This window comes from Ideonella lacteola (assembly GCF_038066555.1).
GTDB lineage: Bacteria > Pseudomonadota > Gammaproteobacteria > Burkholderiales > Burkholderiaceae_C > Ideonella > Ideonella lacteola.
Window position 1 is genome coordinate 215,875 of sequence record NZ_JBBUTG010000003.1, and the last position, 26,497, is coordinate 242,371.

At 67.1% G+C, this 26,497-nt stretch carries 20 protein-coding genes; 14 read left to right on the forward strand and 6 right to left on the reverse strand.

Annotated elements, in window-relative coordinates; genetic code table 11:
* Positions 1-127 precede the first annotated feature (127 nt).
* Genes AACH06_RS06745 through AACH06_RS06760 form a run of 4 tightly spaced genes read left to right on the forward strand, consistent with a single transcriptional unit; the run spans position 128 to position 9,428 of the window.
* Positions 128-3,358, forward strand: coding sequence for an AAA family ATPase (locus tag AACH06_RS06745; RefSeq protein WP_341424885.1), 3,231 nt, complete (start codon positions 128-130; stop codon positions 3,356-3,358).
* Positions 3,355-6,603, forward strand: a complete 3,249-nt coding sequence (locus AACH06_RS06750) for an AAA family ATPase (RefSeq protein ID WP_341424886.1) — start codon at positions 3,355-3,357, stop codon at positions 6,601-6,603. Before AACH06_RS06745 ends, AACH06_RS06750 begins: the two co-directional genes overlap by 4 nt.
* Position 6,604: 1 nt before the next feature.
* Positions 6,605-8,899: an AAA family ATPase gene (locus AACH06_RS06755; protein ID WP_341424887.1), complete on the forward strand. Its 2,295-nt coding sequence runs from the start codon at positions 6,605-6,607 to the stop codon at positions 8,897-8,899.
* 19 nt (positions 8,900-8,918) lie between these two features.
* Positions 8,919-9,428 carry an HD domain-containing protein gene (locus AACH06_RS06760; RefSeq protein ID WP_341424888.1) on the forward strand — a complete coding sequence of 170 codons (510 nt, stop codon included), beginning with the start codon at positions 8,919-8,921 and terminating at the stop codon, positions 9,426-9,428.
* A gap of 49 nt (positions 9,429-9,477) precedes the next feature.
* Here the strand turns inward: AACH06_RS06760 and AACH06_RS06765 are convergent, their stop codons facing one another.
* Positions 9,478-10,545: an aspartate-semialdehyde dehydrogenase gene (locus tag AACH06_RS06765; protein WP_341424889.1), complete on the reverse strand. Its 1,068-nt coding sequence runs from the start codon at positions 10,543-10,545 to the stop codon at positions 9,478-9,480.
* A gap of 194 nt (positions 10,546-10,739) precedes the next feature.
* On the opposite strand from AACH06_RS06765, the gene AACH06_RS06770 reads away from it, so the two are divergent.
* Complete coding sequence (locus AACH06_RS06770; protein ID WP_341424890.1) at positions 10,740-11,447, forward strand: PEP-CTERM sorting domain-containing protein; 708 nt, start codon at positions 10,740-10,742, stop codon at positions 11,445-11,447.
* Between the two features lie 91 nt (positions 11,448-11,538).
* Here the strand turns inward: AACH06_RS06770 and AACH06_RS06775 are convergent, their stop codons facing one another.
* Positions 11,539-12,636 (reverse strand): ABC transporter substrate-binding protein, encoded by a 1,098-nt coding sequence (locus AACH06_RS06775; RefSeq protein ID WP_341424891.1) that lies wholly within the window; start codon positions 12,634-12,636, stop codon positions 11,539-11,541.
* A 479-nt stretch (positions 12,637-13,115) separates the two neighbouring features.
* Here AACH06_RS06775 and AACH06_RS06780 point away from each other — a divergent pair, with 479 nt between their 5' ends.
* From AACH06_RS06780 to AACH06_RS06800, 5 genes are all read left to right on the forward strand, one after another.
* Complete coding sequence (locus tag AACH06_RS06780) at positions 13,116-13,814, forward strand: DNA alkylation repair protein (RefSeq protein ID WP_341424892.1); 699 nt, start codon at positions 13,116-13,118, stop codon at positions 13,812-13,814.
* 35 nt (positions 13,815-13,849) lie between these two features.
* Positions 13,850-14,473 (forward strand): YceI family protein, encoded by a 624-nt coding sequence (locus AACH06_RS06785; protein ID WP_423221995.1) that lies wholly within the window; start codon positions 13,850-13,852, stop codon positions 14,471-14,473.
* A gap of 424 nt (positions 14,474-14,897) precedes the next feature.
* Entirely contained in the window at positions 14,898-16,121 is a 1,224-nt protein-coding gene (locus AACH06_RS06790; RefSeq protein ID WP_341425119.1) for a 3-methyl-2-oxobutanoate dehydrogenase (2-methylpropanoyl-transferring) subunit alpha, read from the forward strand.
* Positions 16,122-16,129: 8 nt separating this feature from the next.
* A complete protein-coding gene (locus AACH06_RS06795) occupies positions 16,130-17,134 on the forward strand; it encodes an alpha-ketoacid dehydrogenase subunit beta (protein ID WP_341425120.1) in 1,005 nt (334 codons plus the stop codon).
* A gap of 40 nt (positions 17,135-17,174) precedes the next feature.
* Positions 17,175-18,581, forward strand: coding sequence for a dihydrolipoamide acetyltransferase family protein (locus tag AACH06_RS06800; RefSeq protein ID WP_341424893.1), 1,407 nt, complete (start codon positions 17,175-17,177; stop codon positions 18,579-18,581).
* Positions 18,582-18,653: 72 nt separating this feature from the next.
* Here the strand turns inward: AACH06_RS06800 and feoB are convergent, their stop codons facing one another.
* Together feoB and AACH06_RS06810 are read right to left on the reverse strand one after the other, a co-directional pair.
* Positions 18,654-20,549 (reverse strand): ferrous iron transporter B, encoded by a 1,896-nt coding sequence (gene feoB, locus AACH06_RS06805; protein ID WP_341424894.1) that lies wholly within the window; start codon positions 20,547-20,549, stop codon positions 18,654-18,656.
* The gene (locus AACH06_RS06810; RefSeq protein WP_341424895.1) at positions 20,546-20,902 is read right to left on the reverse strand and encodes a FeoA family protein; all 357 of its coding nucleotides are present in this window, start codon (positions 20,900-20,902) and stop codon (positions 20,546-20,548) included. Before AACH06_RS06810 ends, feoB begins: the two co-directional genes overlap by 4 nt.
* Positions 20,903-21,022: 120 nt before the next feature.
* Between AACH06_RS06810 and AACH06_RS06815 the strand changes: the two genes are divergently transcribed.
* From AACH06_RS06815 to AACH06_RS06830, 4 genes are all read left to right on the forward strand, one after another.
* Positions 21,023-21,643 (forward strand): nitroreductase family protein, encoded by a 621-nt coding sequence (locus tag AACH06_RS06815; protein WP_341424896.1) that lies wholly within the window; start codon positions 21,023-21,025, stop codon positions 21,641-21,643.
* 176 nt (positions 21,644-21,819) lie between these two features.
* Positions 21,820-22,905 carry a hypothetical protein gene (locus AACH06_RS06820; RefSeq protein ID WP_341424897.1) on the forward strand — a complete coding sequence of 362 codons (1,086 nt, stop codon included), beginning with the start codon at positions 21,820-21,822 and terminating at the stop codon, positions 22,903-22,905.
* A 99-nt stretch (positions 22,906-23,004) separates the two neighbouring features.
* A complete protein-coding gene (locus AACH06_RS06825) occupies positions 23,005-23,271 on the forward strand; it encodes a hypothetical protein (protein WP_341424898.1) in 267 nt (88 codons plus the stop codon).
* A gap of 832 nt (positions 23,272-24,103) precedes the next feature.
* Positions 24,104-24,400 (forward strand): hypothetical protein, encoded by a 297-nt coding sequence (locus AACH06_RS06830; RefSeq protein ID WP_341424899.1) that lies wholly within the window; start codon positions 24,104-24,106, stop codon positions 24,398-24,400.
* A 318-nt stretch (positions 24,401-24,718) separates the two neighbouring features.
* Here AACH06_RS06830 and AACH06_RS06835 read toward each other — a convergent pair whose 3' ends face one another.
* Positions 24,719-25,522 (reverse strand): ABC transporter ATP-binding protein, encoded by an 804-nt coding sequence (locus AACH06_RS06835; RefSeq protein WP_341424900.1) that lies wholly within the window; start codon positions 25,520-25,522, stop codon positions 24,719-24,721.
* A 13-nt stretch (positions 25,523-25,535) separates the two neighbouring features.
* Positions 25,536-26,489, reverse strand: coding sequence for a nitrate ABC transporter permease (gene ntrB, locus AACH06_RS06840; RefSeq protein WP_341424901.1), 954 nt, complete (start codon positions 26,487-26,489; stop codon positions 25,536-25,538).
* Positions 26,490-26,497: the final 8 nt, after the last annotated feature.

The window sequence follows — 26,497 nt, forward strand, 5'->3', positions numbered from 1 at the left end:
ACCGCGCGTGACCCGTGCTGCGAGAATTCCTTACCCAAAGGGACGGGAAGGGAAAGGGATACGCAGCACATGAACGCACAAAAAGTCTGCAATCGCCGGCCGGCGGCCTGGGCTCGTCGACCACGCCGTGTCTGACGACGCCCATCGCTCGACGCCACCTGCCGCCGTGGCGCTCTTCGAGCTCACCACCCCCTCCGGCGAGGTCGTTGTCACGCCCCTGGCGTTTCCTGACATGGCCTGGGTGGGCCATTCGGCAGTCTCTATGGCTGCGCGAATGGCCAAGGCCGTTCAGGCCCATCTGATCGACCGGGGTCACTACCTGCAAGCCGTTCAGTCGACGCTGGGGTGGAATCTCGAGCGCCACGAGCTGACGGTCGATCTACCCGCCGGAGCCGATCGGGTCGCCTATTCTCCTCGTCGAGCGACTTTCACCGTCTTCATGTCCGCCGGCGGTGACTCTGCACGCGCCATTGGTTGCGTGCCCGTACTCGGGGTGGTCGCATTGGCGGACGCGACAAGGCTTCGCGAGGCGGTGATCCAGGCCATCATCCTGGAGCACCGTCGAAGTGGACGTTTGACCGATGTGCGCAAGCAGGTGGCCGCCGCCTGGTTCGAGCAGATCGAGTTCAAGCCGGCATCGCTGGACCTGGAGTTTCATGGCGTTGAGGCGCTGCGGCGGCTGCAACAGCGGAGCGACCCCCTTCTTGACGGAGTGGCCAACGAGTTGCGCGGCGACAACCGCGCCGTCGTGGGCCTGGACGAGCCTTTGTCGATGCTGCGCCGTTCGGTCGAGGGGGTGTTTTCTCGCAGTGTGCTTCTGCTGGGTGCGGAAGGCAGTGGCAAGACGGCCTTGCTGCATCACTATGCGAAAGACCGTCTGCGGCGAGGCCTCGAGGCGCCATGGGAGACCAATGCGGCGCGCCTGATCCAGGGCCTCACCCGCGATGGCGGTTGGCAGCATGCGCTCGCGGTGTTGTGCACAGAGCTGGACAAGCGAGAGCTGGTGCTCTATGTGGGCCACCTGTCCGAGCTGTTTGAAGTCGGGCAGTACCAAGGCAATGCGGTCAGCCTGGGCGAAGCGTTGCGTGAGCCGCTGGCGCGTGGGCGCCTGATGCTCGTGGCCGAGGCGACACCGTCTGAATTGGCGAGCATCGAGTCTCGCTCAGCCGGTTTTGCTGCCCTGTTCCAGACCTTGCGCATGCCCGAGTTCACGCCGCTTGAGCAAGAGCGTGTGATGGCCGCTGCCGTCGCGGCGATTGCGGACACACACCGCGTGACCGTGCAGCCGGATGCGGTGGCCGAAGTCTTGGCCTTGCAGCGACGCTTCTCCCCCTACTCCGGGTTTCCCGGAAAGGGCATACGCTTCTTCGAGGAGCTGATCCTGCACGTGCGTGACCAGGTTCCCGCCCTTGGCCGTGATGAGGCGATAGACGCCTTTTGCGCCGAGACCGGCATGCCGCGGCGGATGGTGGATTCCCGGCTGCCGCTCGACCTGGACGACGTGGCGGCCTTCTTCCGCCAACGGCTGTTCGGCCAGCCCGAGGCGATCGAGGTGGTGACTTCCCTGCTGGCCACGATGAAAGCAGGGCTGAGCCGAAGTGGCCAGCCGATCGCCTCGCTGTTGTTGATCGGGCCGACAGGTGTGGGCAAGACGGAGATGGCCAAGGCCTTGGCCGAGTTCATGTTCGGTGACGCGCGCCGCATGATCCGCCTGGACATGAGCGAATACGCCGATCCCCCGTCGGTGCTTCGCCTTCTGGGTGACCTGGGTCAAGGCGAGGGGGTGCTGATTGGCGCCGTCAGACGCCAGCCCTTTTCGGTGCTGTTGCTCGACGAACTCGAGAAGGCTCACCCGAGCTTCTTTGACTTGCTCTTGCAGGTGCTTGGTGAAGGGCGCCTGACCGGCGGCGATGGCCTGACGGCCAATTTCTGCGGCTGCTTCGTGGTGATGACGTCCAACCTGGGTGCCGAAGCGTCCATGCGCGTACCGATTGGCTTGACCCGCGGGCAAGACGATCCGAGAAAGCATTTCGAACGGGTCGTCCAGGACACCCTGCGTCCCGAGTTGTTCAATCGAATCGACCACATCATTCCCTTCGCGGCACTCACCGCTGCGCAGCGGGTGCCGATCTTCGAGCGAGAGATGGGCCTGATGCGTCGACGCGACGGCCTGCTGGAGCGCCCGCTGCAGTTAAAACTCGACGATGCCGTGGCGACTCGCTTGTCGCAGGTCCCTGGCGATGCACGCTACGGTGCGCGCGATGTGCAACGCACCTTGCGGCGAGAGCTCGTGCTTCCGCTGGCGCATGCGCTGGCGCCGCACGCCTACGTGGCGCCGCTCGGCGTTCAGGTGACACCACGAGAAGACGCGGGGCTGCAGGTGCAGGTGGTGCCGTCGTCGAGCCCTGTCGATTCGGCCCCATTGACCGCTGCCGATCTACTGGCCGACGCTCGCCGGCTTTGGACAACGGTCACTGACGGCCCGATCTTCGTCAACCTCGTCAATCAGCTGTTCCGGCTGGGTCGTGAGCGGCAACGTCACGACAAGCAGCGCCGCTCACGCCCCGACATGCCGCACTGGGACACCACCGAGCCCGCCGCCAGGCAGCGGGAGCTGCTGGCCGTCCAGCAGGAGGCGAGGCAGCTCCTGCAGCGCATCATGGATCTCGAAGGGCAAGCGCTGGCTGCCCTCGCGGGTGAGCCCGTGAGTTTGCCGGACATGGGAGATTGGCGTCAGCGATTCCTGGCCTTCCAGCAGCGAACATTTCATGCGATGCGGCCCGAGAGCGGCCTGTGCACGGTGGGCGTGTATGCCGCGGCCCGGCTGCTGCCGATGTTGCTCGAGGCCTGGATGGCGCTGACACGGCATGCCGGGCTTGAGACCCGTTGTCGCGTCGTCCGTCTGCGACAGGACCCGGGCCAAGGTCACCAGGCCGCCGCGGCAGACGCTGCGTCCGATGCGGCCCCCGGCGGGCCCTACGTCAAGTTCGCCTGGCCGCAAGTGGAGAAGGCGGAGACGACCATCGTGGGCTACGAATTCGAGTGCCGCGGACCGGCGGTGTTCGACTTTCTTCGGCAGGAAGCCGGCGTGTGGCGCCAGTTCGAGGGCGATCGAAAGTCAGACATCTATGTGGCGATCCGGCCGGGTGGCATCGACAGCTTTCAGACGCCCGGGCAGGTGCACCGGCAGCACTTCTTCGACGCCCTTCCCGTGCGGCGTCACTTGAAAGATGGCCACTTGGTGGACGTGAAGACGGGGCTGCGCTGCGTCTTCCCGGATGTTCATGCCTGGAAGCGGTGGCTGGATGTCCAGTTCGAGGCGCTGATGGGTCGCATGTTGATCGGGGACGACGAATGACGGAGGCACTACGCATTCCGCTTCTCGTGTCGCACCGCAAGGGCGCGGGCTATCGCCTGCGCTGCCTCTTTCTGCCCGAGATCGAGGCCACGGCCGAGCGCTACGAAACAGCCCTCAACAAGCTGCGCCAAGCCATCGCTCAGTACTTCAAGGGTGTGCGTTGCGATCGGTCGACGCTGGACGAGCGGCTCTGGCTCTCGTTCGGCGCTCCGCTGAGATTTGAACTGGTGCCGCTCGGGTTCGATGCGGGCCGCCGCTGGGTCGATGGGCTGTTTGCCGCGGCGCACTTCAGCGTGGGTGAGCGACGCTATGCCTGCCTGCCTCAGCTCGACGGCACCGTCGCCGACCTGGGCGATGGCAGCGTCTCTGCAGCCGGTCGCACCGAGAGGTTGGTGGCGTGCATTCAGCGCTTCTTCCGGGAGCGACGGAAAGAGCAAGGCGAAGAGTTCGATCCACAGCGGTACTTGTCAGCGGCCCACGACGAGTTGGGCGAGATCGAGCTGTCACTGCATCTGGCCCCGGGGACGTTTCCGTTTGAGCCCAGCGCAGATCGGATGGCGTCGCTGCGGGGCGATGACATCGGCGATGGCCCGGCGGAGATGGCGCGTGTCGCTGCGGACTTGAACGAACTCTACCCGGACGAGCTGGGGCGCGCCGTCTTGCGCGACGAACTGGTCAGCGATCTTGCGCGAATGCTGTATCGCGCGGACGCGGGTGCCATCGTGCTGGTGGGGCCCCGAGGTGCGGGCAAGACGGCGCTGATTCACGGCGCTGTCCGCCAGTACATCGACAGCCTGCCGGGCCGTCAGAGGAGCCGATTGCAGAAGCTCTGGCACCTCGATCCTATGCGTGTCATTTCCGGCATGAGCGTCATCGGCCAATGGCAGCGACGCATGGCCGTGGTGCTGGCGTTCCTGCAATCCAGGCTGCGCACGGTGCATGCCATCGACAAGCCGGATCACCTGTTCTGCGACAACCTGGTGGCACTGCTCACCATGGGCAAGAGTTCGCAGAACTCTCTGACTCTCGCTGACGTGTTGCGGCCTCACCTAGAGCGGCGTGCCTTCACACTCGTCGGTGAGGCCACGCCCGAGGCCTGGCAGAAAGTCCAGCAGCGTGACCGTCGCTTTGCCGATCTGTTCCGTGTGGTTCGAGTCGATCCCCCGGCCCGTGGGGACGCGATTCGCATCGTCGGGTGGCGTCGCGCAGAACTGGAGCAGCGCCACGGTTGCCGCATCGAATCGAGCGCAGTGGCTGAGCTGCTCAAGCTGGAACGCCGGTTCGCGAACGACGAGGTACTGCCAGGCTCCGCGCTGCGGGTTCTCGATCGCCTGGCCGTCCGGCATGCCAAGCGCACCATAGGGCGTGCCGAGGTCATGGCGGCCTACCTGACGGACTTCCATTTCCGCGAGCAGATCTTTTCTCGCCATGTGGGGCTGCCGCTTGCCGAAACGGCGCACCATTTCGCCACCCGCCTGGTGGGGCAGCGACAGGCGAGCGCGAGCCTGGTGGATGTGGTGGCCTTGATCAAATCGGGGATGGCGGCGCCCGGCAGGCCGTTGTCGTCCATGCTTTTCATCGGCCCTACCGGCGTGGGCAAGAGTGAAGCGGCCAAGCTGCTGGCCGACTACCTGTTCGCCGATGCCGGTGGCCTGATCCGCTTCGACATGAACGAGTATGTCGACCCGGATGCGCCGGACCGCCTGATCGGCGACGCCACGCGGCCCGATGGCCAGCTCACCGCGGCCGTGCGTCAACGGCGGGCGGGCGTGTTGTTGTTGGACGAGATCGAAAAGGCGCATCCGGTGGTGCACGACCTGCTGCTTCAGTTGCTCGGCGAAGGCCGACTGACGGATGCACTGGGTCGCACGACCGATTTCTCTCAATGTGTCGTGATCCTCACGTCCAACCTGGGGGCAACCGCGGCCGAGCGGCGTACCGGCTTTGCCCATCAACCCCGGGATGCGGTGCACACCTACCGCGAGGCCGTCGAGCGGTTCTTCCGCCCGGAGCTCTTGAACCGCATCGATCAGGTCGTGAGCTTCAAGCCGCTTGCGCGTGAGGACATGGCTGGCATTGCGCGATTGCAGCTCGATCGCATCCTCGCCCGCGACGGCTTTGTTCGTCGCATGACGTTCCTCAACGTCTCGGCGGAGGCCCTGGATCACTTCGCCGACATCGGCCTCGACGAGGCGCTAGGTGCCCGGGCGCTCAAGCGTGGGATCGAACGGGCGCTCACCGGCCCGATCGCGCAGCGGCTGGCATCGTCGCAGCCGAGCGATCCGATGCTTCTGGATGTCGGTTGGGCTGCGGGCGATCTGGTGACGCAGGCGACCACGCTCCAATACGCGACGGCCCGGGATGTGCCGCTGCCGATGGACGATGGCTCGCTGTCCGGCTGTGAACGCCTGCTCGAACAGGCGAACGCCTTGGCCTCGGCGTGGGCCGCCGCCCTGGACCAGGCGCCACCCGCCGAGACGGTGCTGGCGTTGCGGGCGCTGCAAGTGCGCCTGGACCCGCTTCGGGAGGAGCTTGAGCGTCGCGCCTGGGATCTCGCGGAGCGTCGCGCCGTGCCCGGGGCGCGCTTGACGGTCGTGCCTCCCCGCTCGCGCGAATGGCGCTGGTATGGCCGACCGCTCAACGACATGCTCGAAGCCAAGCTGGACATTCATGAGTTCTTCGATCGCCTTCACGCGGAGTCGTTGCCCGCTCGCGGCGCCGACTCAGTATGGGTCCGCTGGCAGATCGAGTTGAACTTGCTGGCGCGCCGCTCGTCGCAGCTTTCGCGCAAGGGGGTGGAGCGGGTGGATGTCGACATCGCACCATTGCAATCGGGCGACGGCCAGGCGCTGGTGAGCACCGCCTGGGAGGACTACGCCGCCTTGCTCACCGAGCTGGATGTCCACGAGTTGCCGTCGCCGCAGGCGGGCGTCAGGCGTTTCGAGGGCGTGGGTTTGTCGGAGGCCTGGGCGGGTGAGTGTGGGGTGCACTTCTGGTATCGAGGCGATGATCGACCGGTACCAATTCGGATTCGCCAGCGTGCGGCTGGCGGTGCGGAATGGGTGGGCCCCCCGTCGGAAGTGATTCGCATCCGGTACGAGCCTACCCGGGACGCCGACCTGCGCCGCCTGACCGACCTTCGCTCCGGGCACGTGCGTCGGTTTGCAGGGCCCTTGTCAGCGGACGACTGGCGCCTGCTGCTGTGGCTGGCTAGGCCGGCAACCGGGCCGGCAGAGGGGCATTGAGATGGCGCTGGTTTCCTACCCCCTGTTCTGCTGGCAGCTGGACGATGACTCGGTGTTCGGTGTGCTGCTCGGCACCGGGCTGGAGGCGGTGGAGCGCAATGCCAAGCGCCTGAAGAGCGCCATGGCAGAGACCTTGCACCGTGAGCGCGAGCGGGATCGCTACGTGCCCGACCCCGAAGTCGACGATGCTCACCTGCGGATCGTCAAGGTGCAGGTGCATTTGGCGCACCGCACCGACAAGGGCAGCTTCCCACTGCCATCGCCCACCGAAATCGCTGTGGCGGCGGTCCATGGTGCCAAGCCCAGTGAGGGCTACTTCAAGTGCTGGCTGCCCTGGTTGGACGAAAGCTTCTACTACTACGAAGAAGCCCAGCTGCCGGCGCTGATTCAGCACTACACGCGCGATCGGCTGGATGGCATGTCGCCCGAAGAAGCCCAGCGCTATGTGACGCGCGGCACCCCCTGGCTGGAGACCGTCGAATCGCGCCGCGACGATCGGATTGTGAAACGGCAAGGGCTGCCACGCCATGTTCGCGAGGCGCACGAGCAGTTGGCGATCGTCGCTGATCGACTGCCTGAGGCCGGGGCGCGTCGGCCGGCCCACGGCATGCCGGAAGCGGCCTGGGAGCAAGGCGCGCTGGTCGACGACATCGCCACCCGTCTGGCAGCCGGCAGCAACTTGTTGCTGGTCGGTGAGGTGGGCGTCGGCAAGAGCGTCGTGATCGCCGAGGCGATCCGCAGAGCGCATCGCCAGACGTCGTCGCGCGAAGTGGCGCCTACGTTCTGGCGCAGCAACTCCGAGCGCCTCATCGGTCGGGCCAAGTATCTCGGCGAGTGGCAGGCGCTGTGCGATCAGGTCCAACAATGGCTTGAGGCCTCCAACGGTGTTCTTTGGGTCACGGACTTCCTGAACCTGCTGCAAGTGGGGGGAGAGGGGCCTGAGGAATCGATGGCGTCCTACCTGTTGCCCGCCTTGAGGCGAGGATCGCTCCGACTGATCGGCGAGGCCCGTCCTGAGGAAATGGAGGCGGCGCGGCGTCAGCTGCCAGCCTTCGTCGATTGCTTCGAGCCATTGCTGTTGCCGGAGATGGATGGCGCGCGGGCGCGCCGGGTCCTGGATTTGTTGGCGGCCCAGTCGAAGAGCGCGTGGTCCGTCGATATCGAGCCGAACGCCTTGGATGCGGGCTATCGCCTGCTGTCGCGTCACGTGCGCTACGAGCGTTTTCCGGGCAAGGCGGTCCGCTTCTTCGGCGAATGCGTCCGCGAGGCGATCGCCGACCGCGTGTCGGCCATCACCACCGACAGCGTTCTGGGGCACTTTGCGCGTTTCACAGGCTTGCCCGAGCATTTCCTGAGAGACGATCAGCCGCTCGACGATGCTGAAGTGCAGGCGTACTTTGCCGGTCGCCTGTTCGGCCAGGATGAGGCCATTCGACATCTGAAGGAGGTGGTCTACCTGTTCAAGTCCGGGCTCAACGATCCGGGCAAGCCGATCGCCACCCTGCTGTTCGCCGGCCCCACCGGTGTGGGGAAAACGGCGGCTGCCAAGGCGCTGGCCGGCTACTTCTACGGTGCGCAGAGCGGCGTGGATCCGCTCTTTCGCATCGACATGAGTGAGTTCCAGCATGCGTTCCAGATCGCGCGCCTGATCGGCACGGGGCGGCGACCGGGGCGCTTGGTCGAGCATGTCCGCCAGCGACCGTTCTCGGTGGTACTGCTCGATGAGATTGAGAAGGCCGACCCTTCGGTGTTCGACATGCTGCTGGGCGTGCTCGACGAGGGCCGGCTGCGCGACAGCCAAGGCCGCATCACCGACTTTCGCGGCTCGCTGATCGTCATGACCACGAATCTGGGTGTGCGCCAGGGGTCGGCGGCCGGATTTGCCCCTGAATCCGAAGTGGGTGATGCCACTCACGAGATTCGCCAGTTCTTCCGGCCTGAGTTCTTCAACCGCATCGACCGGCTGGTGCATTTCGCGCCGCTCGGGGCTGAATCGATCGCCTCGATCGCGCAGCACGAGCTGCAGGCGTTGGCCGAACGCGAAGGGCTCAAACGACGCCGATTGGCACTGCGTTTCTCGCCAGAGTTGGTGGGCTTTGTGGCACGTGCCGGGTTCAGCCCGAGATACGGGGCCCGCCCGCTTCAGCGAGCGGTCGAGCACCATGTGGTGGCAGCTGTAGGCCGCGCCCTGTTGGGCGATGTTCGCGATGGCGCTCTCATCGAGCTGGATTTTGTCGACGGCACGGTGCAGGTGCGGGTGTCGGACGGTTCTGTGTCGCCGCCGCGCGGCCCATGAGGGGCATCCGGGAGCTGAGATGACAACGATTCCTCCACGGCGCGCCATCGACGCGGCCCGGGCCTTTGCCATGGCCGCCCATGGCGATCAGCGGTACGGCTCGCATCCTTATGTGGTTCATCTGGAGGCGGTGGCGGCGATTGCCGCGCCTTTTGGCGAGACCGCGCAGGTGGTGGCCTATCTGCACGACACGGTGGAAGACACGGCGGTGTCGCTCGATGAGGTGCATGCACAGTTCGGCGAGTTGGTGGCGGGTTGCGTCGCTTTGCTGACGGATGTTCCGGGCGAGACCCGTCAGATCCGCAAAGCCATGACCTACGCGAAGCTCGCCGCGGTCGACGGCGAACTCGAACTGGCCTTGGTGGTGAAGGTGGCCGATCGGCTGGCCAATGTGCGGGCCTGCGTGGCCGATGCACACGAGCGCTTGCTGCGCGTCTACGCCGGCGAGCACGCGGCGTTCAAGTCGGCAGCCTACCGGTCAGGCCTGTGCGACGCGTTGTGGGCCGAGCTGGACACGCTGCTCAGCTGAGGGCGCGAGAGGCTTGCGCTGATGTCCGCGCGCCCCGCGCAGTGCCGCGTCAACTTTGCCGTGGTCGCAGGCCCCGCGCCCACAGCACCTCGGCCACCTGCACCGCATTGAGGGCGGCGCCCTTGCGCAGGTTGTCGGCGCTGACGAAAAGCGCCAGGCCGTGGGGCACGGTGGGGTCGCGTCGCACACGGCCCACGAACACTGGGTCGCGGCCGGTGGCGGCCAGAGGGTTGGGAACGTCGGTCAGCACGACGCCGGGCGCCCGCTGCAACAGCTCGGTGGCGGCTTCGGGGGAGAGGGGCCTCTCGAACTCCGCATTGATCGAGACCGAGTGGCCGGTGAACACCGGCACGCGCACGCAGGTGCCGCTCACCGGCAGATCGGGGATGCCGAGGATCTTGCGGCTCTCGTCCCGCAGCTTGATTTCTTCCTCGGTGTAGCCGTCTTCGACGATGCGGTAGTTGTAGGGCACCACATTGAAGGCGATCGGCACCTTCCACTTCGTCGGTGCCGGAAACGCTACGCCATTGCCGTCGAGCACCAGGGCCTCGGCCTCGGCGGTGACGGCGGCGGCTTGCGACAACAGCTCTTGCACGCCGGCCACACCGCCGCCGGAGACGGCCTGGTAGGTGCTCACCACCAGGCGCTTCAGGCCCGCCGCATCGTGCAGCGGCTTCAAGGCCGGCATCGCGGCCATGGTGGTGCAGTTCGGGTTGGCGACGATGCCCTTGGGGATGTGGTTCAGGTCGTGCGGGTTCACCTCGGCCACCACCAACGGCACCTGGTCGTCCATGCGCCAGGCCGACGAGTTGTCGATGACGATCGCGCCGGCCTGCGCCACCCGCGGCGCGAGTTGCAGCGAGGTCTCGCCGCCGGCTGAGAAGAAGACGATGTCCAGCCCTTCGTAGCGGGCGGTCTGTGCTTCTTCGACCACCAGGCGGTGGCCGCACCAGTCGATGGTGTGGCCGGCAGATCGGGCCGACGCGAAAAGCCGCAACGTGCGGATCGGAAAGGGCTGGGTGGCCAGGCAGGCCCGCATCATCTCGCCGACCAGGCCAGTCGCGCCGACGATGCCGATGTTCAAGCCGTCAGGATGGACAGCGGACGTGCTGCTCATGGGGTGCTCATTTCGACGAAAGTGGGCCGGGGATGGTAGCTGGCGCTGCCGTCAAGGTTTGATCAAGCTTGTCTCGGGGCGACTGCCTACGATGTACAGCACTCGTGGGCCCCGGGTGCCAGACACCCCTGTCGTGCGGATGTGCGGCGGTGCGCGAGTTCGATTCTTGGCCGTTCGTTTCGAAAGTGATTCACATGCTTCGCACCTTTGCCCTCAGCTGCATGGCCGCCGTGGCCGCCGTGTCCGCCTTGGCGAGCGCTTCACCCGCTGTGGCGGGCGAGCCGGACCCCCTGCACCAGCGGACCGGCTTCGACAACGGCCTGAGTGCCGGCTGGCTGTACCAACGGCAAGTGCCTGGCGTGATGTGGGTCGACAAGTTCCTCGGCCAGGATGCGCCCGCCATTCACCACGTGCAGGGTTTCGCCACCGGCTCGATGATGTTCCAGCGCCGCGCCAGCTGGCTGCAGCCCTTGAAGTCGGGGCAGCCCGTGCGCATCCAGCTCGACACGAAGGCGCGCCTGGTCAACTACCTGGGGGCGCCTACTCGGCGTGAGCTGGTGGTCGAGCTGCGTGATTACGACAACCCGCCTGTCGATCATCCGTACGCCTCGGTGTGGACGATCGTGGGCTACCTCGATGCGAAGGCCCTGCCCGGCTGGCGTACGTGGTCGGTGACGATCGCCGATCCCGCTTCCCTCACCTTGCCCGAAGGCTGGGGCGGCTACGGTGCCGAAGACAAAAAGGGCCGGCCCTACCTGCCGCCCGACCGCACGTTCGCCGATGTGCTGGCCGGCGTCGACGAGATCGCGATCACCACCTACCAGCCCGGCTACCTGTACGGCAGCGACCATGATTTCGATGTGCTGTACGACAACATCGAGATCGGCGTCGTCGCCCCATGATCACCGGTTGGGGTTGAGGGCGTCCCGGCGCCTGGCTCGGGCCGGCAGGGCATCGTGACGATGCGCGGCCGTGCCCGAGATGGCGGCGAACTCAGGCGGAGCGTTTGCCGTCGGGCCCGAGGATGGCCAGGTCGATGAACTGCGAGGCCACGTACGGCGCTTGCGGGCCGTAGCCGAGCACGAATTCGCCGAGGTCCAGACGGCGCATGCTGGCCAAGGCGGCGCGCAGGCGGTCACGCCGGAACTCGCCGTTCGTGCGGCGCAGGCCTTCGATCAGCACCTGGCCGTTCACCCAGCCTTCGAAGCTGGTGCTGCCGATCATGGCTTCGGCACCTGCCGCGCGCATGGCGGCCTGGTAGTTGCGCACGGCGGCCAGGCGGCCGCTGCTTGCATCGGGCAGCACCTGGGTGAGCGCGACGCCCTTGGCGGCGCGGCCCAGCTTGGGCAACTCTGAGGCCAGCACCGACACTGACAAACCAGCCACCGGTGTGTTCGGAGACAGCGTACGCAGCGGCTGCAAGAAGGCCGTGTTGGCGGTGCCGGTGGTGCCGAGCACCACCGCGCTCGGCTTGATGGCCTGCACCTTGCGCGCGAGTTCTTCGCCGTTGCTGCCGTCAACCGCCAGCGCGAACTTGCCGGCCAGCTCGGCGCCCTTGGCGACAGTGGCGGCTTCTGCGTCGGCCAACACTTCCTGGCCGAACGGGTTGTCCAGGTAAACGAAGGCGAGGCTGTGCAGGCCCCACGACAGCAGCTGCTGCATCAGGCGCTCGATCTCGTCGCGGTAGCTCGCGCGGACGTGGAACACGTTCTTCAGGCCCGGCTTGCGCAACGAGGCGGCACCTGTCACCGGCCCGACCAAGGGCACCTCGGCCTTCTCCACCATCGGCAGGATCGCCGCGGTGTTGCCGGTGCCCATCGATGAGACCAGCGCGAACACCTGCTGCTCTTCGAGCAGCTTGCGGGTGTTTTCCACCGTGCGCGCGGGGACGTAGCCATCGTCCAGGCTCACCAGCTTGAGCTGGCGGCCGCTGATGCCGCCGCTGCTGTTGATCGCCTTGAAGGCGGCGTTCAAGCCTGCGGTGTGCGCCACACCCGCGCCGGCCAGCGGGCCCGACATGGCCAGGCTGCTGCCGATCAACAACTGCGATGCGGTGACGCCGGGTTCGGCGTGGGCCATGCTGGTGGTCATCGGCAACGCTGCGGCGCATGCGCCGCGGACCCCCCATGCCAATGCTTCTCGTCTTTTCATACTGCCTCTGCTTCTCTGCTCGTGACGGATCGGTACTGCGAATTCGCGGGCCCGATGAGACCCGCGCTGGACGTTACCCGCGCGTTGCGCGGCGTCACACGCGAGTTGACCCGAGCCGATGGCAACCGGATGTTTCTCATGTAGCCAATCATGGAGGATGTCCACCAATTCGTCGTTAGCCCACCACAGGTTTTGCTCACGATGTCGCCTTGGAGACAGGTGGGGCGCGGGTTCTACCGAGGTAGCGTGCGAGGCGTGGGATCAGCGGGGCGGGCCGGCGGCATGCGCGATGAGCGCACCGTGTTCAAGCGGTTGGGCCCGGCCCGTCAGCATCTGGCCAGCGCGGCGTGGGGGCGCGAGATCGATAACGTCGCGAGGGCCTGAACCCGGGTGCATGCGTCCGCATCAGAATCGTCGACATGGCCCGCACATCGACACCTCACGCGCGTCCCTTGGCGCTCGACGAAATGCTGGCGCAGCTTCGTGCTCAGGCGCGGCCCGAGGCCTTGGCGGGCATGGCGGCCTTCGGCATGGCCACGCAGGCGCGCTTGGGTTGGTCGGTGCCCGCGCTGCGGCAGTTGGGCCGGCAGATCGGCCGCCAGCATGAACTGGCGATCGCGCTGGCGGCCAGCGGCATCCCGGATGCGCAGATCCTGGCGTCGCTCGTCGTCGAGCCGGCACGGCTCACCGTGGCCGAGATGGACACCTGGGTGGCCGCGCTGGCCGCATGGGACACCTGCGACCAGGCCTGCATCAATGCTTTCTCCCGATCGCCGCTGGCCTGGGGCCGCGTGCCCGTGTGGGCGGCGCGCACGGCAGAGTTCGAGCGCCGCGCGGGGTTCGCGCTGATCGCGGCTCTGGCGGTGCACGACAAGGCGGCGATCGACGAACGCTTCATCGCGCTGCTGCCCTTGATCGAAGAGCACGCTGGCGATGAACGCAACTTCGTCAAGAAGGCCGTGAGTTGGGCGCTGCGGCAGATCGGCAAGCGCAACGCGGTGCTGCGCCTGCACGCACTGGCCTGCGCCGAGCGCCTGCGCGCCCAGCCGGCCCGATCTGCACGATCGGCGCGATGGATTGGCGGCGATGCCTGGCGCGAGCTGAGCGCGACCGAGTGACACTCCCACCCTCAGCAACAGGAGCGACAACGATGATGCAACTTCGTGCGATGGCGCGGCGTGCCGTGCGGTCGGTGATGACGGCCGGCGCGACGGCCGCGTGGGCCGCGATGGCGATCAGCCCGGCGGCTGCCCATGCGGCCCCGGTGACCTACGAGATCGAGCCGGGCCACACCTACCCCAGCTTCGAGGCCGATCACCTGGGCGGCCTGTCGGTGTGGCGGGGCAAGTTCAACAAGACGGCGGGCCAAATCGTGATGGACAAGGCTGCTGGCACGGGCGGCGTCGACCTCATCGTCGAGATGGACAGTGTGGACTTCGGGCACGACCAGATGAACGCGGTGGCCCGCGGACCTCAGCTGTTCGAGGTCGACAAGTTCCCCCATGCCCGCTTCAAGGGCAACCTGGTGGATTTCACCGACGGGGCGCCCGGCAAAGTGGTGGGCGAGTTGACGCTGCACGGCGTGACCCGGCCGCTGACGCTGGAGATCCGGCAGTTCAAGTGCATGCCGCATCCGCTGTTCAAGCGCGAACTGTGCGGTGCTGACGCTCACGCGACTTTTCAGCGCGATGCCTTCGGCCTCGACGCCGGAAAGTCGTACGGCTTCAAGATGGATGTCACGTTGCGTATCCAGGTGGAGGCGATCGCGGCCGAATAATTCTCCAGCCAAGCGGGAGATCGCCTCAGGGTCTTTCGCAATGACAAGGGTTATCCGTCGACGGCACACTGTGGCCACCGGCAGCCGGGCGTTACCGCGCCTTCCCGCTGATGCCGGGCCACATCAATCTTCCTGACCCAGGAGGCTGTCATGTCGATTCCTTCGCGCCCCGAGGGCTGCGCGAGGCTGCTCGCCCTGTCGGGCGACATGCCCACCCCGACGATCGTCCTGATCGCCGCCATCGAGAGGACGCACCGTGTCTAGACGCGCTGTCGAATCCTCGGTCCCCCAACCCCCCGTGGTCGACGCGGCTGCCGCTCCCAAATCAGCTGCCTTGACGGCCTTGCGGCCCTCGGTCGCTGCCGCTACCGCCCCCACGCCGGCTTCTGCCACCGCCAGTGCGCCGCGCTATGAGCCCGGCCCTCTGCGCCTGCATGTGCCCGAGCCCACTGGGCGTCCCGGCCAGCAGACCGATTTCTCCTACCTGCGCCTGTCGGGCGCGGGCGAGGTGCCGCGCCCCCCGCTGGATGTGTCGCCGGCCGATACGGCGCCCCTGACCAGCGCCCTCGTGCGTGTGCTGAACGAACAGGGGCATGCGGTCGGCCCGTGGGCGCCGCAGGTGGAAGTCGAGGCCTTGCGCCGAGGCCTGCGCGCGATGATCAAGACACGGGCCTTCGATGCCCGCATGCTGATCGCGCAGCGGCAAAAAAAGATCTCGTTCTACATGCAGTGCCTGGGCGAAGAGGCGATCGCGATCGCCCACTCGCTGGCCCTGCATGAAGGCGACATGTGCTTCCCCACGTACCGCCAGCAGGGCTTGCTGCTCGCGCGCGACGACATCGACATGGTCGAGCTGATGTGCCAGCTGATGTCGAACGAGAAAGACCCGATCAAGGGCCGCCAACTGCCGGTGATGTATTCGTACAAGCGGGCCGGCTTCTTCTCGATCTCGGGCAACCTCGCCACGCAGTTCATCCAGGCGGTGGGCTGGGCCATGGCCTCGGCGATCAAGGGCGACACCAAGATCGCGTCGGGCTGGATCGGTGATGGCTCCACCGCCGAGAGCGACTTCCACACCGCCCTGACCTTCGCCCACGTCTACCGTGCGCCGGTGATCCTGAACGTGGTCAACAACCAGTGGGCGATTTCCACCTTCCAGGCGATCGCCGGTGGTGAGGCCAGCACCTTTGCCGCGCGTGGCGTGGGCTGCGGCATCGCGTCGCTGCGGGTCGATGGCAACGACTTCCTGGCCGTGCTGGCGGCTTCGCGCTGGGCGGCCGAGCGGGCACGCAACAACCTCGGCCCGACGATGATCGAGTGGATCACCTACCGGGCGGGTGCGCACTCGACCTCGGATGACCCGTCGCGCTATCGCCCCGCGGGGGACTGGCAATGCTTCCCCTTGGGAGACCCGATCGCGCGCCTGAAGCAGCACCTGATCCACCTTGGCGCCTGGAGCGACGCCGAACACGAGGCCACCCAGGCCGAGATGGAGGCGCAGGTGCTGGCCGCGCTGAAGGAGGCCGAGAAGTTCGGCACGCTGCACGACGGCCACATCGCACCGCTGCGCACGATGTTCGAAGACGTCTACAAAGACATGCCGCCGCACCTGGAAGCCCAGCTGCGCCAGGCCGAGAGGGGAGACTGATGCCTTCCATGACCATGATCCAGGCCCTGCGTTCCGCGATGGACGTGATGCTGGGCCGTGACGACGATGTCGTCATCTACGGGCAAGACGTGGGTTACTTCGGCGGCGTGTTTCGCTGCACCGAGGGCCTGCAGGCCAAGCACGGCCGCCACCGCGTGTTCGACGCGCCCATCAACGAAGGCGGCATCGTCGGCTCGGCCGTCGGCATGGCGGCCTACGGCCTGCGGCCGGTCGTCGAGGTGCAGTTCGCCGACTACATGTACCCGGCCTACGACCAGATCGTTTCCGAGGCGGCGCGGCTGCGCTACCGATCGGCCGGCGACTTCACCGCGCCGATCACCATCCGCATGCCCTGTGGCGGCGGCATCTACGGCGGCCAGACCCACAGCCAAAGCCCCGAGGCGCTGTTCACCCACGTCTGCGGTCTGCGCACGGTGATGCCGAGCACGCCGTACGACGCCAAGGGCTTGCTGATCGCCTCGATCGAGAACGACGACCCGGTGATCTTCCTGGAACCCAAGCGCCTGTACAACGGCCCGTTCGACGGCTACCCCGATCGACCGGTGGTGCCGTGGTCGGCCCACCCGGCCAGCGAGGTGCCGGACGGCCACTACACCGTGCCGCTGGACAAGGCCGCGGTGGTGCGTGAGGGCAGCGAACTGACCGTGCTCACCTACGGCACCATGGTCTTCGTGAGCGAGGCTGCGGCGAAGGAAAGTGGTGTCGATGCCGAGATCATCGACCTGCGCACGCTCTGGCCGCTCGACCTGGACACCATCGTCGCCTCGGTCAAGAAGACCGGCCGGTGCGTGGTGGTGCACGAGGCCACCCGCACCAGCGGCTTCGGTGCCGAGCTCGCGGCCCTGGTGCAGGAACACTGCTTCTACCACCTGGAGACGCCGATCGAACGTGTCACGGGCTGGGACACCCCCTACCCGCACGCGCAGGAATGGCACTACTTCGCCGGCCCGAGCCGGGTGAGCGCCGCCTTCAAGCGTGCGATGGAGGCATGACGATGAGCCCTGAAAAACTGCAGCACCCGCGGAGGTCCGAGTGACGGTGCACGTGATCAAGATGCCCGATCTGGGCGAAGGAATCGCCGAGTGCGAACTGGTGGCCTGGCATGTGAAGCCGGGCGACCTGGTCAAGGAAGACCAGGTCTTGGCCGACGTGATGACCGACAAGGCGACGGTGGAGATCCCGTCGTCGGTGGCCGGCCGCGTCGTCTCGCTGGGCGGCGAGGTGGGTGAGTCGCTCGCGGTGGGGGCCGACCTCATCCGCATCGAGCGCGACGGCAGCGCGCCCACCGCGGTGGTGGCTGCCGCGCCGGCCCCGGCACGCGCCCCCACCCCAGAGCCCGCAGAGTCCGCAGTGCCCGCAGAGCCTGCGATGGCCACCATGGCGACGCCGGCGCGTTCCGCGCCCCCTATGGCCGCGCCAAGGGCCGCTACGGCGCGTGCGCCGGTGGGCTACTCCAACGGCATGAGCGGCCCGAACGGGTCTGGCGTGGCGACCGGTCTTCTTCATGGCATGGCCCACGGCCGCGTGATCGCATCGCCCGCGTTGCGCGAGCGTGCCTGGTCGCTGGGGGTCGATCTGTCCCAGGTCGCGGCCACGGGGCCGGGCGGTCGCGTCATGCAGCGCGACCTGGAAGAGCACGTGGCCCGCCATGGTGCCCCTGGCCCGGTCAAACAGGCGCCGCCGCCGCCCGCACCGATGGCGGCACCGTTGGTCGTGCGCCCGCCGGTGGCCGCCGGTGAGGACGTGGTCGAGCAGGTGAAGTTCGTCGGCCTGCGCCGCAAGATCGCCCAGCGCATGCAGGAGGCCAAGCGACGCATCCCGCACTTCAGCTATGTCGAGGAGATCGACATGACCGAGCTGGAGTCACTGCGCGAGAGCCTCAATGGGCGCCATGGCAAGTCGCGCGGCAAGTTGACCGTGTTGCCTTTCCTGGCCCGCGCGATGGTCAATGCGCTGCGCGATTTTCCCGACCTCAACGCCAACTTCGACGACGAGACCGGCACGCTCACCCGTCACTCGGCGGTGCACATCGGCATCGCCACGCAGACCGATGCCGGGCTGATGGTGCCGGTGCTGCGCGATGCGCAGGCGCACGATCTGTGGTCGTTTGCCGCCGAAGTGCAGCGCCTGGCCGATGCCGCGCGCTCGGGCCGCATCGTGCGCGACGAGCTGAGCGGCTCGACGATCACGATCACCAGCCTGGGCAAGATCGGCGGCATCGTGACCACGCCGGTCATCAACATGCCCGAAGTGGCCATCGTCGGTGTGAACCGCATCGTCGAGCGGCCAGTCATCCGCCAGGGCGCGATCGTGCCGCGCCTGCTGATGAACCTGTCGTCATCGTTCGACCACCGGGTGGTCGACGGCGTGCAGGCGGCCGAGTTCGTGCAGGCGCTGCGCGAGATGCTGGAGCACCCGGCGGCGCTGTTCGTCGAGTGAGCGTTGCGCACGGGGCGCTGAGACTCCGGCGCTGACACCCCGCCGGCCCCGTGCGCGCCGAGCCCGAGGGGATCAGCCCCAGCCGAGGAACAGCGCGAGCCGGTAGACGGCGAAAGACGCGCACCAGGCGAGCACGAAGAGGCCGGCGGTGGCGGCGACGGGCAGTCGCCACCCGCCGGTTTCGCGTTTCAGCGCGGCCAGGGTGGCGATGCACTGCGGTGCGAAGACATACCAGGCCAGCAGCGACAGCGCGGTGGCTAGGCTCCACTGGCTGGCGATCAGCGGCGCCAGGGCCTGGGCGGTGTCGTCGCCGGTGGCCGACAAGGCGTAGACGGTGCCGAGCGCACTCACCGCCACCTCGCGTGCCGCCAAACCCGGTACCAGGGCGATGCAGATCTGCCAGTTGAAGCCGATCGGCTCGAACAGCGGTGCCATCGCGTGGCCGAGGCGGCCGGCCAGGCTGTGGTGGATGGCGGCCCCCGTGGCGCCGTCCGGTGGCGCAGGGAAGCTGGCCAGGAACCACAGCGCGATGCTGAGCACCAGGATGATGCCGCCCACCCGCTTGATGAAGATGGTGGCGCGCTGCCAAAGCCCGAGCGCCAGGTTGCGCGGCGAGGGCCAGTGGTAGGTCGGCAGCTCCATCATCAGCGGCCGCACCTGCCGCCCTGCGCGGGTGAAGCGCTTGAGCAGCCAGGCGATCACGCCAGCGCCGACGATGCCGGCCACGTACAAGCCGAACAGCACCAGCCCGCGCAGGCCGATGCCGCCGGCCAGCGTGCGCTCGGGGACGAATGCGCCGATCAGCAGGGCGTAGACCGGCAGCCGCGCCGAGCAGGTCATCAACGGCGCCAGCAGCATCGTGACGCGGCGGTCGCGCAGGTCCGTGATGCTGCGCGTGGCCATGATGCCGGGGATGGCGCAGGCGAAGCTCGACAGCAGCGGGATGAACGACCTTCCGCTCAAGCCGACGCGGCCCATCATTCGATCCAGCAGGAAGGCGGCCCGCGGCAGGTAGCCCGACTCTTCCAGGCTCAGGATGAAGAAGAACAGCACCAGGATCTGCGGCAGGAAGGCCAGCACCCCACCGGCGCCCGCGATCACGCCGTCGACCAGCAGGCTGCGCCACGCGCCTTCGGGCAGCCAGGCGGTGACCTGTTCGCCCACCCACGCCGTGCCAGCTTCGATCCACGCGGTGGGCGCCTCCGAGCCGAGGAACACCGCCTGGAACATCGCGAACAGCACCAGCGCCAGCAGCAGCGGCCCGGCCACGGGATGCAGCACCACCGCATCGATGCGGTCCGTGGCGGTGTGCGGCAGCAGCGTGTCCAGGTTCAACTGCTGCAGGATCTCGCGCACCGCGGCGTGGTCGCCCTCGGGGTGCTGCGCCGGGTCGGGGGTGGGGGCCGGCGCGCCCGCAGGCGGCGCGGTCCACGTCTCGGGGTGAGCCAGCAACTCACGCAGGGCGGCGTCTCCCTGCGGTGCCACCGCCACCGTGGGCACCACGGGCACGCCCAGGGCCCGCGCCAGGGCATCGGCGTCGATGCGCAGGCCGCGCTGCGTGGCCTGGTCGGTCATGTTCAGGGCCACCACGCAGCGCAGGCCCAGGCGCTTGACGCCCAGCACCAACCGCAGCGTGCGCCGCAGGTTGGTGGCATCGACCACGCACACCACCAGGTCCGGCCGCTTTTCGCCCCGCGCCTGGCCTTGCAGCACCTCGGTGGTGACGCGCTCATCCGGCGAGCGCGGGTGCAGGCTGTAGGTGCCCGGCAGGTCGAGCACCCTCAGAGATTTGCCATGGGCCGTGGTGTGACGGCCCTCCTTGCGCTCGACGGTGACGCCGGCATAGTTCGCCACCTTCTGGCGGCTGCCCGTCAGCCGGTTGAACAGGGCGGTCTTGCCGCAATTCGGGTTGCCCACCAGGGCGACCAAAGGCCCGCCGCGGTGAACGTGGACGACGGCCGTGTTCATGCCGCTTCCTGCGCCGCGGTGCCGTTGGCGATGGGCGTGGCCCGGTCGGCGACGGTGGGTGTCGAGGCGCCAGCGGGTAGGCGATCGGCCGAAGCCTCCCACTGCACCCGGATGCAGGCCGCTTCCGCGCGGCGCAGCGCGTAAGTCGACGCGCCGACCCGCACGCACAGCGGGTCACCCCCGGGCATGGCGCGAGACAGCAGCTGCAGCGGTTCGCCGGGCTCGAAGCCCAGGGTGGTCAGCCAGTCGCCCCAGTCGGCCAGCGCCGGCGGCACGCAGACTTCAAGCACCTGGGCCCGGTCGCCCGGGCGCAGATCGTCCAGCGAGGTGGAGAGCGGATGAGGAGCGCGCATGGGACGGCATGTTAATGCGAACCATTCTTATCCATATTGCGCTGGCGCAAATGCGCCCCGTCAATTTGATGGAAGATCCGACGCTTCCGCTACGTCTCCACCGTCGCACCGGCCCTGCCCATGTCTTCCGCGCCATCGTCGTCCCCCATCCCGCCCGACGAGTCGGCCTCGTGCGTCAGGGCGGTCGACGGGGTGCTGCACCGGCGTCAGCACGTGGGCCCGAAGCACCTGGGCGACCCAGCCCCCGACGAGGCTACGCTGCGCGAGCTGTTCGCCGCGGCGGCAGCCGCGCCGGACCACGGCCGCCTGCGGCCCTGGCGCTTCCTCGTGCTGGGGCCCGCCGCGCGTGAACGCCTGGCCCAGGCCTTTGCCGATGCGCTCATCGAACGCGATCCGGCCGCCACCGCCGAGCAGCAGGCCGACGCGCGGGCCAAGGCCTTTCGCGGGCCGGTGCTGATCGTCGCGATCGCCGATCTCCGCGCCGAAGAGCCCGACGTTCCCGAATTCGAGCGGCTGGTCTCGCTGGGGGCGGGCATCCAGAACCTGCTGCTGGCGGCCACCGCGCGAGGCTACGCGAGCGGGCTGTCCAGCGGGCGCGCCATGCGCAGCCGCGCGCTGCGAGACGCGCTGGCGCTGGCCGAGGGAGAGCACGCCGTCTGCTTCATCACGCTGGGCACTGCGTTGCGCGAGAAGCCGCCCCGGCCGAGACCCGCGGTCGACGAGTTCGTCCGCTGGATCTGATGGCCTTCAGTCGGGCATTTCCCCGAGGGCGCCGCCGCCCCGCGCGCTCTTAACATCTGCGCGGGTCGTGCAGGCTGGTTTCCGGTGCCGATTCCCGGCTGTTGCTCCCTGTCATCTCGTCGACACCGCGCCCTCCTAGCCTCCCGGCATTCCAACGGCTTGAACGAGGAGGATCCATGCGGAAAACTGCGATCGCCGGCATCGTGGCGGGCATCTTGGTGTCGTGCGCTCCGGCCTGGGCCCTGACCCCCGCCGAACTGGCCTTTCACCATGCCCCGGTGCACTACCAGGACAGTGACTCGAGCGACTACCCGTCCGACTACATCACCGCGTTCGACTACGACCACGATCCCATCACCACCAACAACTGGGACAACCGGGGCAATGGCCAGTGGCCGGCCACGGTGTACTACTCGGTGGTCGAGAGTTGCAGCCACCACTTCATCACCTACGCCTTCTACCACCCGCGTGACTGGTCGGACACGATCTTCGATCAGGAGCACGAGAACGACCTCGAAGGGGCGATCGTCGCCGTGCGCAAAGACGGTTCACCGCACGGCCGGCTTGAAGGCATGATCACCGTCTTCCACACCGATTTCTATTCGTTCACGCCTCCGGGCAGCCCCTACACCAAGGGGCACGAGACCATCGACGGCAAGGTCTCGTTCGAGATGGACAACGGCATCAGCCGCATGAAGACGGTGCAAGAGGCCAAGGGCCACGGGCTGAAGGCGTGGCCCTACACCTCGGATTTCAACGGCTCACCGAATCAGGACGGGATCGTCTACTACCCCACCTTGGGAGCGCCGACCTCTCCGGCCTCCGGCAACGACCGGCGGGTGTACTACCGGCTGGTGGACATCCACGCCCCTGGAGGCATGTTCGACCTGGCGATCAACGACGCCCTGCAGCCGCCCGCCCAGGCGCTCACCTACGCGAGCTGGGGCAGCTTCCGTGGCGACACCAGCGGTGATTGCGGCTCGGGCCTGAAATCATGCAGCACCAACTCGGCCAACGCGCCCTGGGGCTGGGACGACGGCAACGACGGTGCGAGCTACCGCGGCGAGTTCGCGCTCGACCCGGCGCACCTATTCGCCCACTACTTCGGCAACACCGCGCCCTTCAGCACGGTTTATCCGAACCACCCGTACCTCACCAAGCTGCGCGACGCGGGCTTCTACAGCGGTCACGCCCCCGCCGGGTTTCCGTCTCAGCTGGACTTGAACACCTTGTACGGCAAGCTGACGAACCGCTGCGAGTGAACGCCAAAGTACGCCGCCTACGCGTACTACGACGATGGCGGAGTCGAAGGTGCGACCGATGTGGGGGGCAAGACGACAACGTACGATGGCCTGGGCAGCTTGACCAAGGCCACGTATGCGCTGGACGTGGCGAGCCAGTACTTTTGTGACGGATCTGAGCAGCAGACACCGGCGGCGTTCAGTCATGCGCGGCTGACGCAGATCACTGACGAGTCGGGTAGCACCAAATACGGCAACGACGCCTATGGTCGTGTGCCGAGCAAGAAGCAAGTGACGGGTCAGCAAACCTTGAACGTGGGCTACACGTATGGGAGCTGCGGTGGCAGCCAACGGCAAGCTTCGGTCACCTTGCTCAAGCCGGAGTAGCTCTAGCGCAGTGTGATGCCAGCGTCCAGCGCCCCGGCCACCCGGTGTACTCGTGCCCGGTTGAGCAGCCGGCCATCCGTCGGAGAGGCAATCGCCTTAGGCTGCGCTGTGGTGTTCAGCACCACTTCGTCCAGTCTGCCGCACTTGATCACGCCGGCGCGGCTGGCCGCTTGGATGCTGTGCGCCAACGGCCACTCCCAGCCTTCTTCACCAATGCGCTGGCGCCAACGCACCAGGCTCGATGGCTTACACGGCAGTTCGTGGCGGAAGTACCGCTCGAGCCGAAGTGCAGTACGGGCTTTCGCACCAGCGTTCGACCATGTCCTCGTCGCTGAGCGGAATCGATATCGATTGGACCCGATTCCGGCAAACCCCACCATCGGCAATCGGCCACAAAGCCAGCATTCATGCGGGTTTCCGCCCTTCTTCAGCGCCGACTGGTGAGGCAATCGCCGAAGTACGATCCAAACTTGCGGACATTGCTGATCGCTTGTGAGCGTGCAGCAAAGGACAAAAAGCTGAGCGGAGCGCAGGGTTCGCGCGGGAATTGGCAAGTCGCGCAAGTGGAGTACTCGGTGTGCCGAGTAACAAGCCTGTGTTTGCGCCCATGGAGGTGACTTCACCAGCAATCAATCATGGCCCGTGTTCCGATCGGCCCCTATCGCCAGCCCGGCAATTTTGTATTGACCCAGCCTTGAACCGAATGCCTTCCCGACTGAAAGCTGCCGCTGCAGCCGTCGCAGCTGCTTGCTTGGCTGGAGCTTTGGCCTGGGCGGTGACAGCTGCTGCCTTGTCGTACCCCTACTTTCTTGAGTTTCAAAGAGGAGCAAATTTGAGCGCGACGTTGATGCGGCTGCTTGACGTGATCTGGCTCTTCGCACTGTTGCCCAGCACTTTGCTCGCGGCATTGCTTCTGACGCAGCGTCATGACGGCGGCACGATGATTTGCGGGGTGAGCATGGCTATTTGGTATCTCCTCGCAATTGCGGCGTTGTCCTGGATGAACACGGACATGGTCCCTTGGGATTGGTTGGCGGTCGTCAACATTTGGTCAAAGAGACTGCCAATGGCCTTGACGGTAGGCGCCGTGTTTGGCGCCACGTTTCGCAGTCGTTTGCGAGTGGCTTAGCGCGGGAAAAGTCGAAGAACTGGCACGGATCAGTTCGTCTGGCTGGACGTGCGATTGGAGTCGATCCGGCCGCGTAGAGGAGAACAATAGCGTCAATGTGGGGATGTCGTGATCGGGCGTTAGGCAAATGCGTCAACGCGGGATGGCGTTCCGAGGAGGCTCGAGGCCGAGCTGCGACTGAACTGCGGTAGTAGGCTCTCGTGATGGCGGTGCGTGCACGCGCCGGCAGAGGGTACGAGGCGATGGGTGGCGGCGCCGAGCGCCCGTGGGGCGGCCCCAGCCTCCGGACAACGAGATCAGGGCGGCAAAAGGTCGACCTCAGGCGGCCAATGTCTCCACATGCGCGTGGCGCGTGTAGAGGAAGTCGATCACCGCCTTTCGCGCGTGGACGTAGCCCGGGTCTTCGGCCAGTGCGACGCGGTCGCGCGGTCGGGGCAGGTCGACCTTCAGGATCTCGCCGATGGTGGCCGAAGGGCCGTTGGTCATCATCACGATGCGGTCGCTCAGCAGCACGGCCTCGTCCACATCGTGCGTCACCATCACCACCGTGCTGTGGGTGCGGGCCACGATCTTCAGCAGCTCGTCCTGCAGTTTGGCGCGGGTGAGCGCATCCAGTGCGCCGAAGGGCTCGTCCATCAGCAGCACCTTGGGCTCCATCGCCAAGGCGCGGGCGATGCCCACCCGCTGTTTCATGCCGCCGGACACTTCATGCGGCCGCTTGTGCATCGCATGCGACATGCCCACCAGCTCCAGCGCGGCTTCGGTGCGCAGCTTGAGCCGAGCCTTGTGCTCGCCACGGCCGAAGACACGCTCGACGGCGAGGTGGACGTTGTCGAAGCACGAGAGCCACGGCAGCAGCGAGTGGTTCTGGAAGACCACCGCCCGCTCGGGGCCGGGTGCTGCGATCTCGCGGTTGTCGCACAGCAGCGCGCCGCTGGTGGGGCGAAGCAACCCGGCGATGAGGTTCAGCAGCGTCGATTTGCCGCAGCCGGAGTGGCCGATCAGCGTGACGAACTCGCCGCGGCCCACCTTCAGGTGCACGTCGCGCAGGGCCTGGAATGGACCTTTGCGGGTCTGGAAGGTGATCTCGGCGGCGTGGATGTCGATGAAGGACGAGCTCATGGTGCGGGTCTCCTCACTCGAAGCTGAAGCGCCGGGCCAGCAGCATCAACGCCTGTTCGAGCAGCAGGCCGACGATGCCGATCACGAAGATGGCGATGATGATGTGCTGCACGTTCAGGTTGTTCCATTCGTCCCAGACCCAGAAGCCGATGCCGACACCGCCGGTGAGCATCTCGGCGGCGACGATCACCAACCACGCGGTGCCCACCGAGAGCCGAACGCCGGTGAGCATGTAGGGCAGCACCGAGGGCAGCAGGATGCGGGTGATGACCTTCCACTCCGACAGGTTCAGCACTTTGGCGACGTTGAGGTAGTCCTGCGGCACGCGCTGCACGCCGACGGCGGTGTTCACCACCATGGGCCAGATCGAGCAGATGAAGATCGTCCAGATCGCGGCGGGATTCGCGCTTTTGAACACCAGCAGCCCGATCGGCAGCCAGGCCAGCGGCGACACCGGCTTGAGCAGGCTGATCAGCGGGCTCACCATCCGGTTGGCGAACTCGAAGCGCCCGATGATGAAGCCCAGCGGGATGCCGACCACCGCAGCCAGCCCGAAGCCCAGGCCCACGCGCTGCAGCGAATTCAGGATGTTCCAGCCGATGCCCTGGTCGTTCGGCCCGTTGCGGTAGAACGGGTCGGCGAACAGCACCACGGCCGCATCGAAGGTGGCCCGGGGCGTCGGAAAGGCGCCACCCTTTTGGGTGAGCAACGCCCAGATGCCCACGAGCAGTGCAAGCCCGAAGACCGGCGGCAGCACGCGCATCCAGACGCCCCGCCAGTCGATCGATGGGCGAAGCGCCTTCGAAGCCGCTGGCGCTGGCGTTGGCGCTGGCGTTGGCGTTGGCGTTGGCTTTGGTGCCGGTGCTGAGGCGTTGATCGTCGACGTGCTCGCGGGCGTGCCGGCGAGGGTTCCGCTGGCCGGCTCGGCGGCCAGGCCCACGGGCGTATGGAAGACAGCGCTGACCATGGTGATCT

What these genes read in the sequence shown, in the direction of transcription:
- AACH06_RS06750 (WP_341424886.1), top strand. Translation starts at nt 3,355, where the DNA reads ATGACGGAGGCACTACGCATTCCGCTTCTCGTGTCGCACCGCAAGGGC.
- AACH06_RS06755 (WP_341424887.1), top strand. Translation starts at nt 6,605, where the DNA reads ATGGCGCTGGTTTCCTACCCCCTGTTCTGCTGGCAGCTGGACGATGAC.
- AACH06_RS06760 (WP_341424888.1), top strand. Translation starts at nt 8,919, where the DNA reads ATGACAACGATTCCTCCACGGCGCGCCATCGACGCGGCCCGGGCCTTT.
- AACH06_RS06765 (WP_341424889.1), bottom strand. Translation starts at nt 10,545, where the DNA reads ATGAGCAGCACGTCCGCTGTCCATCCTGACGGCTTGAACATCGGCATC.
- AACH06_RS06770 (WP_341424890.1), top strand. Translation starts at nt 10,740, where the DNA reads ATGCTTCGCACCTTTGCCCTCAGCTGCATGGCCGCCGTGGCCGCCGTG.
- AACH06_RS06775 (WP_341424891.1), bottom strand. Translation starts at nt 12,636, where the DNA reads ATGACCACCAGCATGGCCCACGCCGAACCCGGCGTCACCGCATCGCAG.
- AACH06_RS06780 (WP_341424892.1), top strand. Translation starts at nt 13,116, where the DNA reads ATGGCCCGCACATCGACACCTCACGCGCGTCCCTTGGCGCTCGACGAA.
- AACH06_RS06785 (WP_423221995.1), top strand. Translation starts at nt 13,850, where the DNA reads ATGCAACTTCGTGCGATGGCGCGGCGTGCCGTGCGGTCGGTGATGACG.
- AACH06_RS06795 (WP_341425120.1), top strand. Translation starts at nt 16,130, where the DNA reads ATGACCATGATCCAGGCCCTGCGTTCCGCGATGGACGTGATGCTGGGC.
- feoB (WP_341424894.1), bottom strand. Translation starts at nt 20,549, where the DNA reads ATGAACACGGCCGTCGTCCACGTTCACCGCGGCGGGCCTTTGGTCGCC.
- AACH06_RS06810 (WP_341424895.1), bottom strand. Translation starts at nt 20,902, where the DNA reads ATGCGCGCTCCTCATCCGCTCTCCACCTCGCTGGACGATCTGCGCCCG.
- AACH06_RS06815 (WP_341424896.1), top strand. Translation starts at nt 21,023, where the DNA reads ATGTCTTCCGCGCCATCGTCGTCCCCCATCCCGCCCGACGAGTCGGCC.
- AACH06_RS06820 (WP_341424897.1), top strand. Translation starts at nt 21,820, where the DNA reads ATGCGGAAAACTGCGATCGCCGGCATCGTGGCGGGCATCTTGGTGTCG.
- AACH06_RS06835 (WP_341424900.1), bottom strand. Translation starts at nt 25,522, where the DNA reads ATGAGCTCGTCCTTCATCGACATCCACGCCGCCGAGATCACCTTCCAG.
- ntrB (WP_341424901.1), bottom strand. Translation starts at nt 26,489, where the DNA reads ATGGTCAGCGCTGTCTTCCATACGCCCGTGGGCCTGGCCGCCGAGCCG.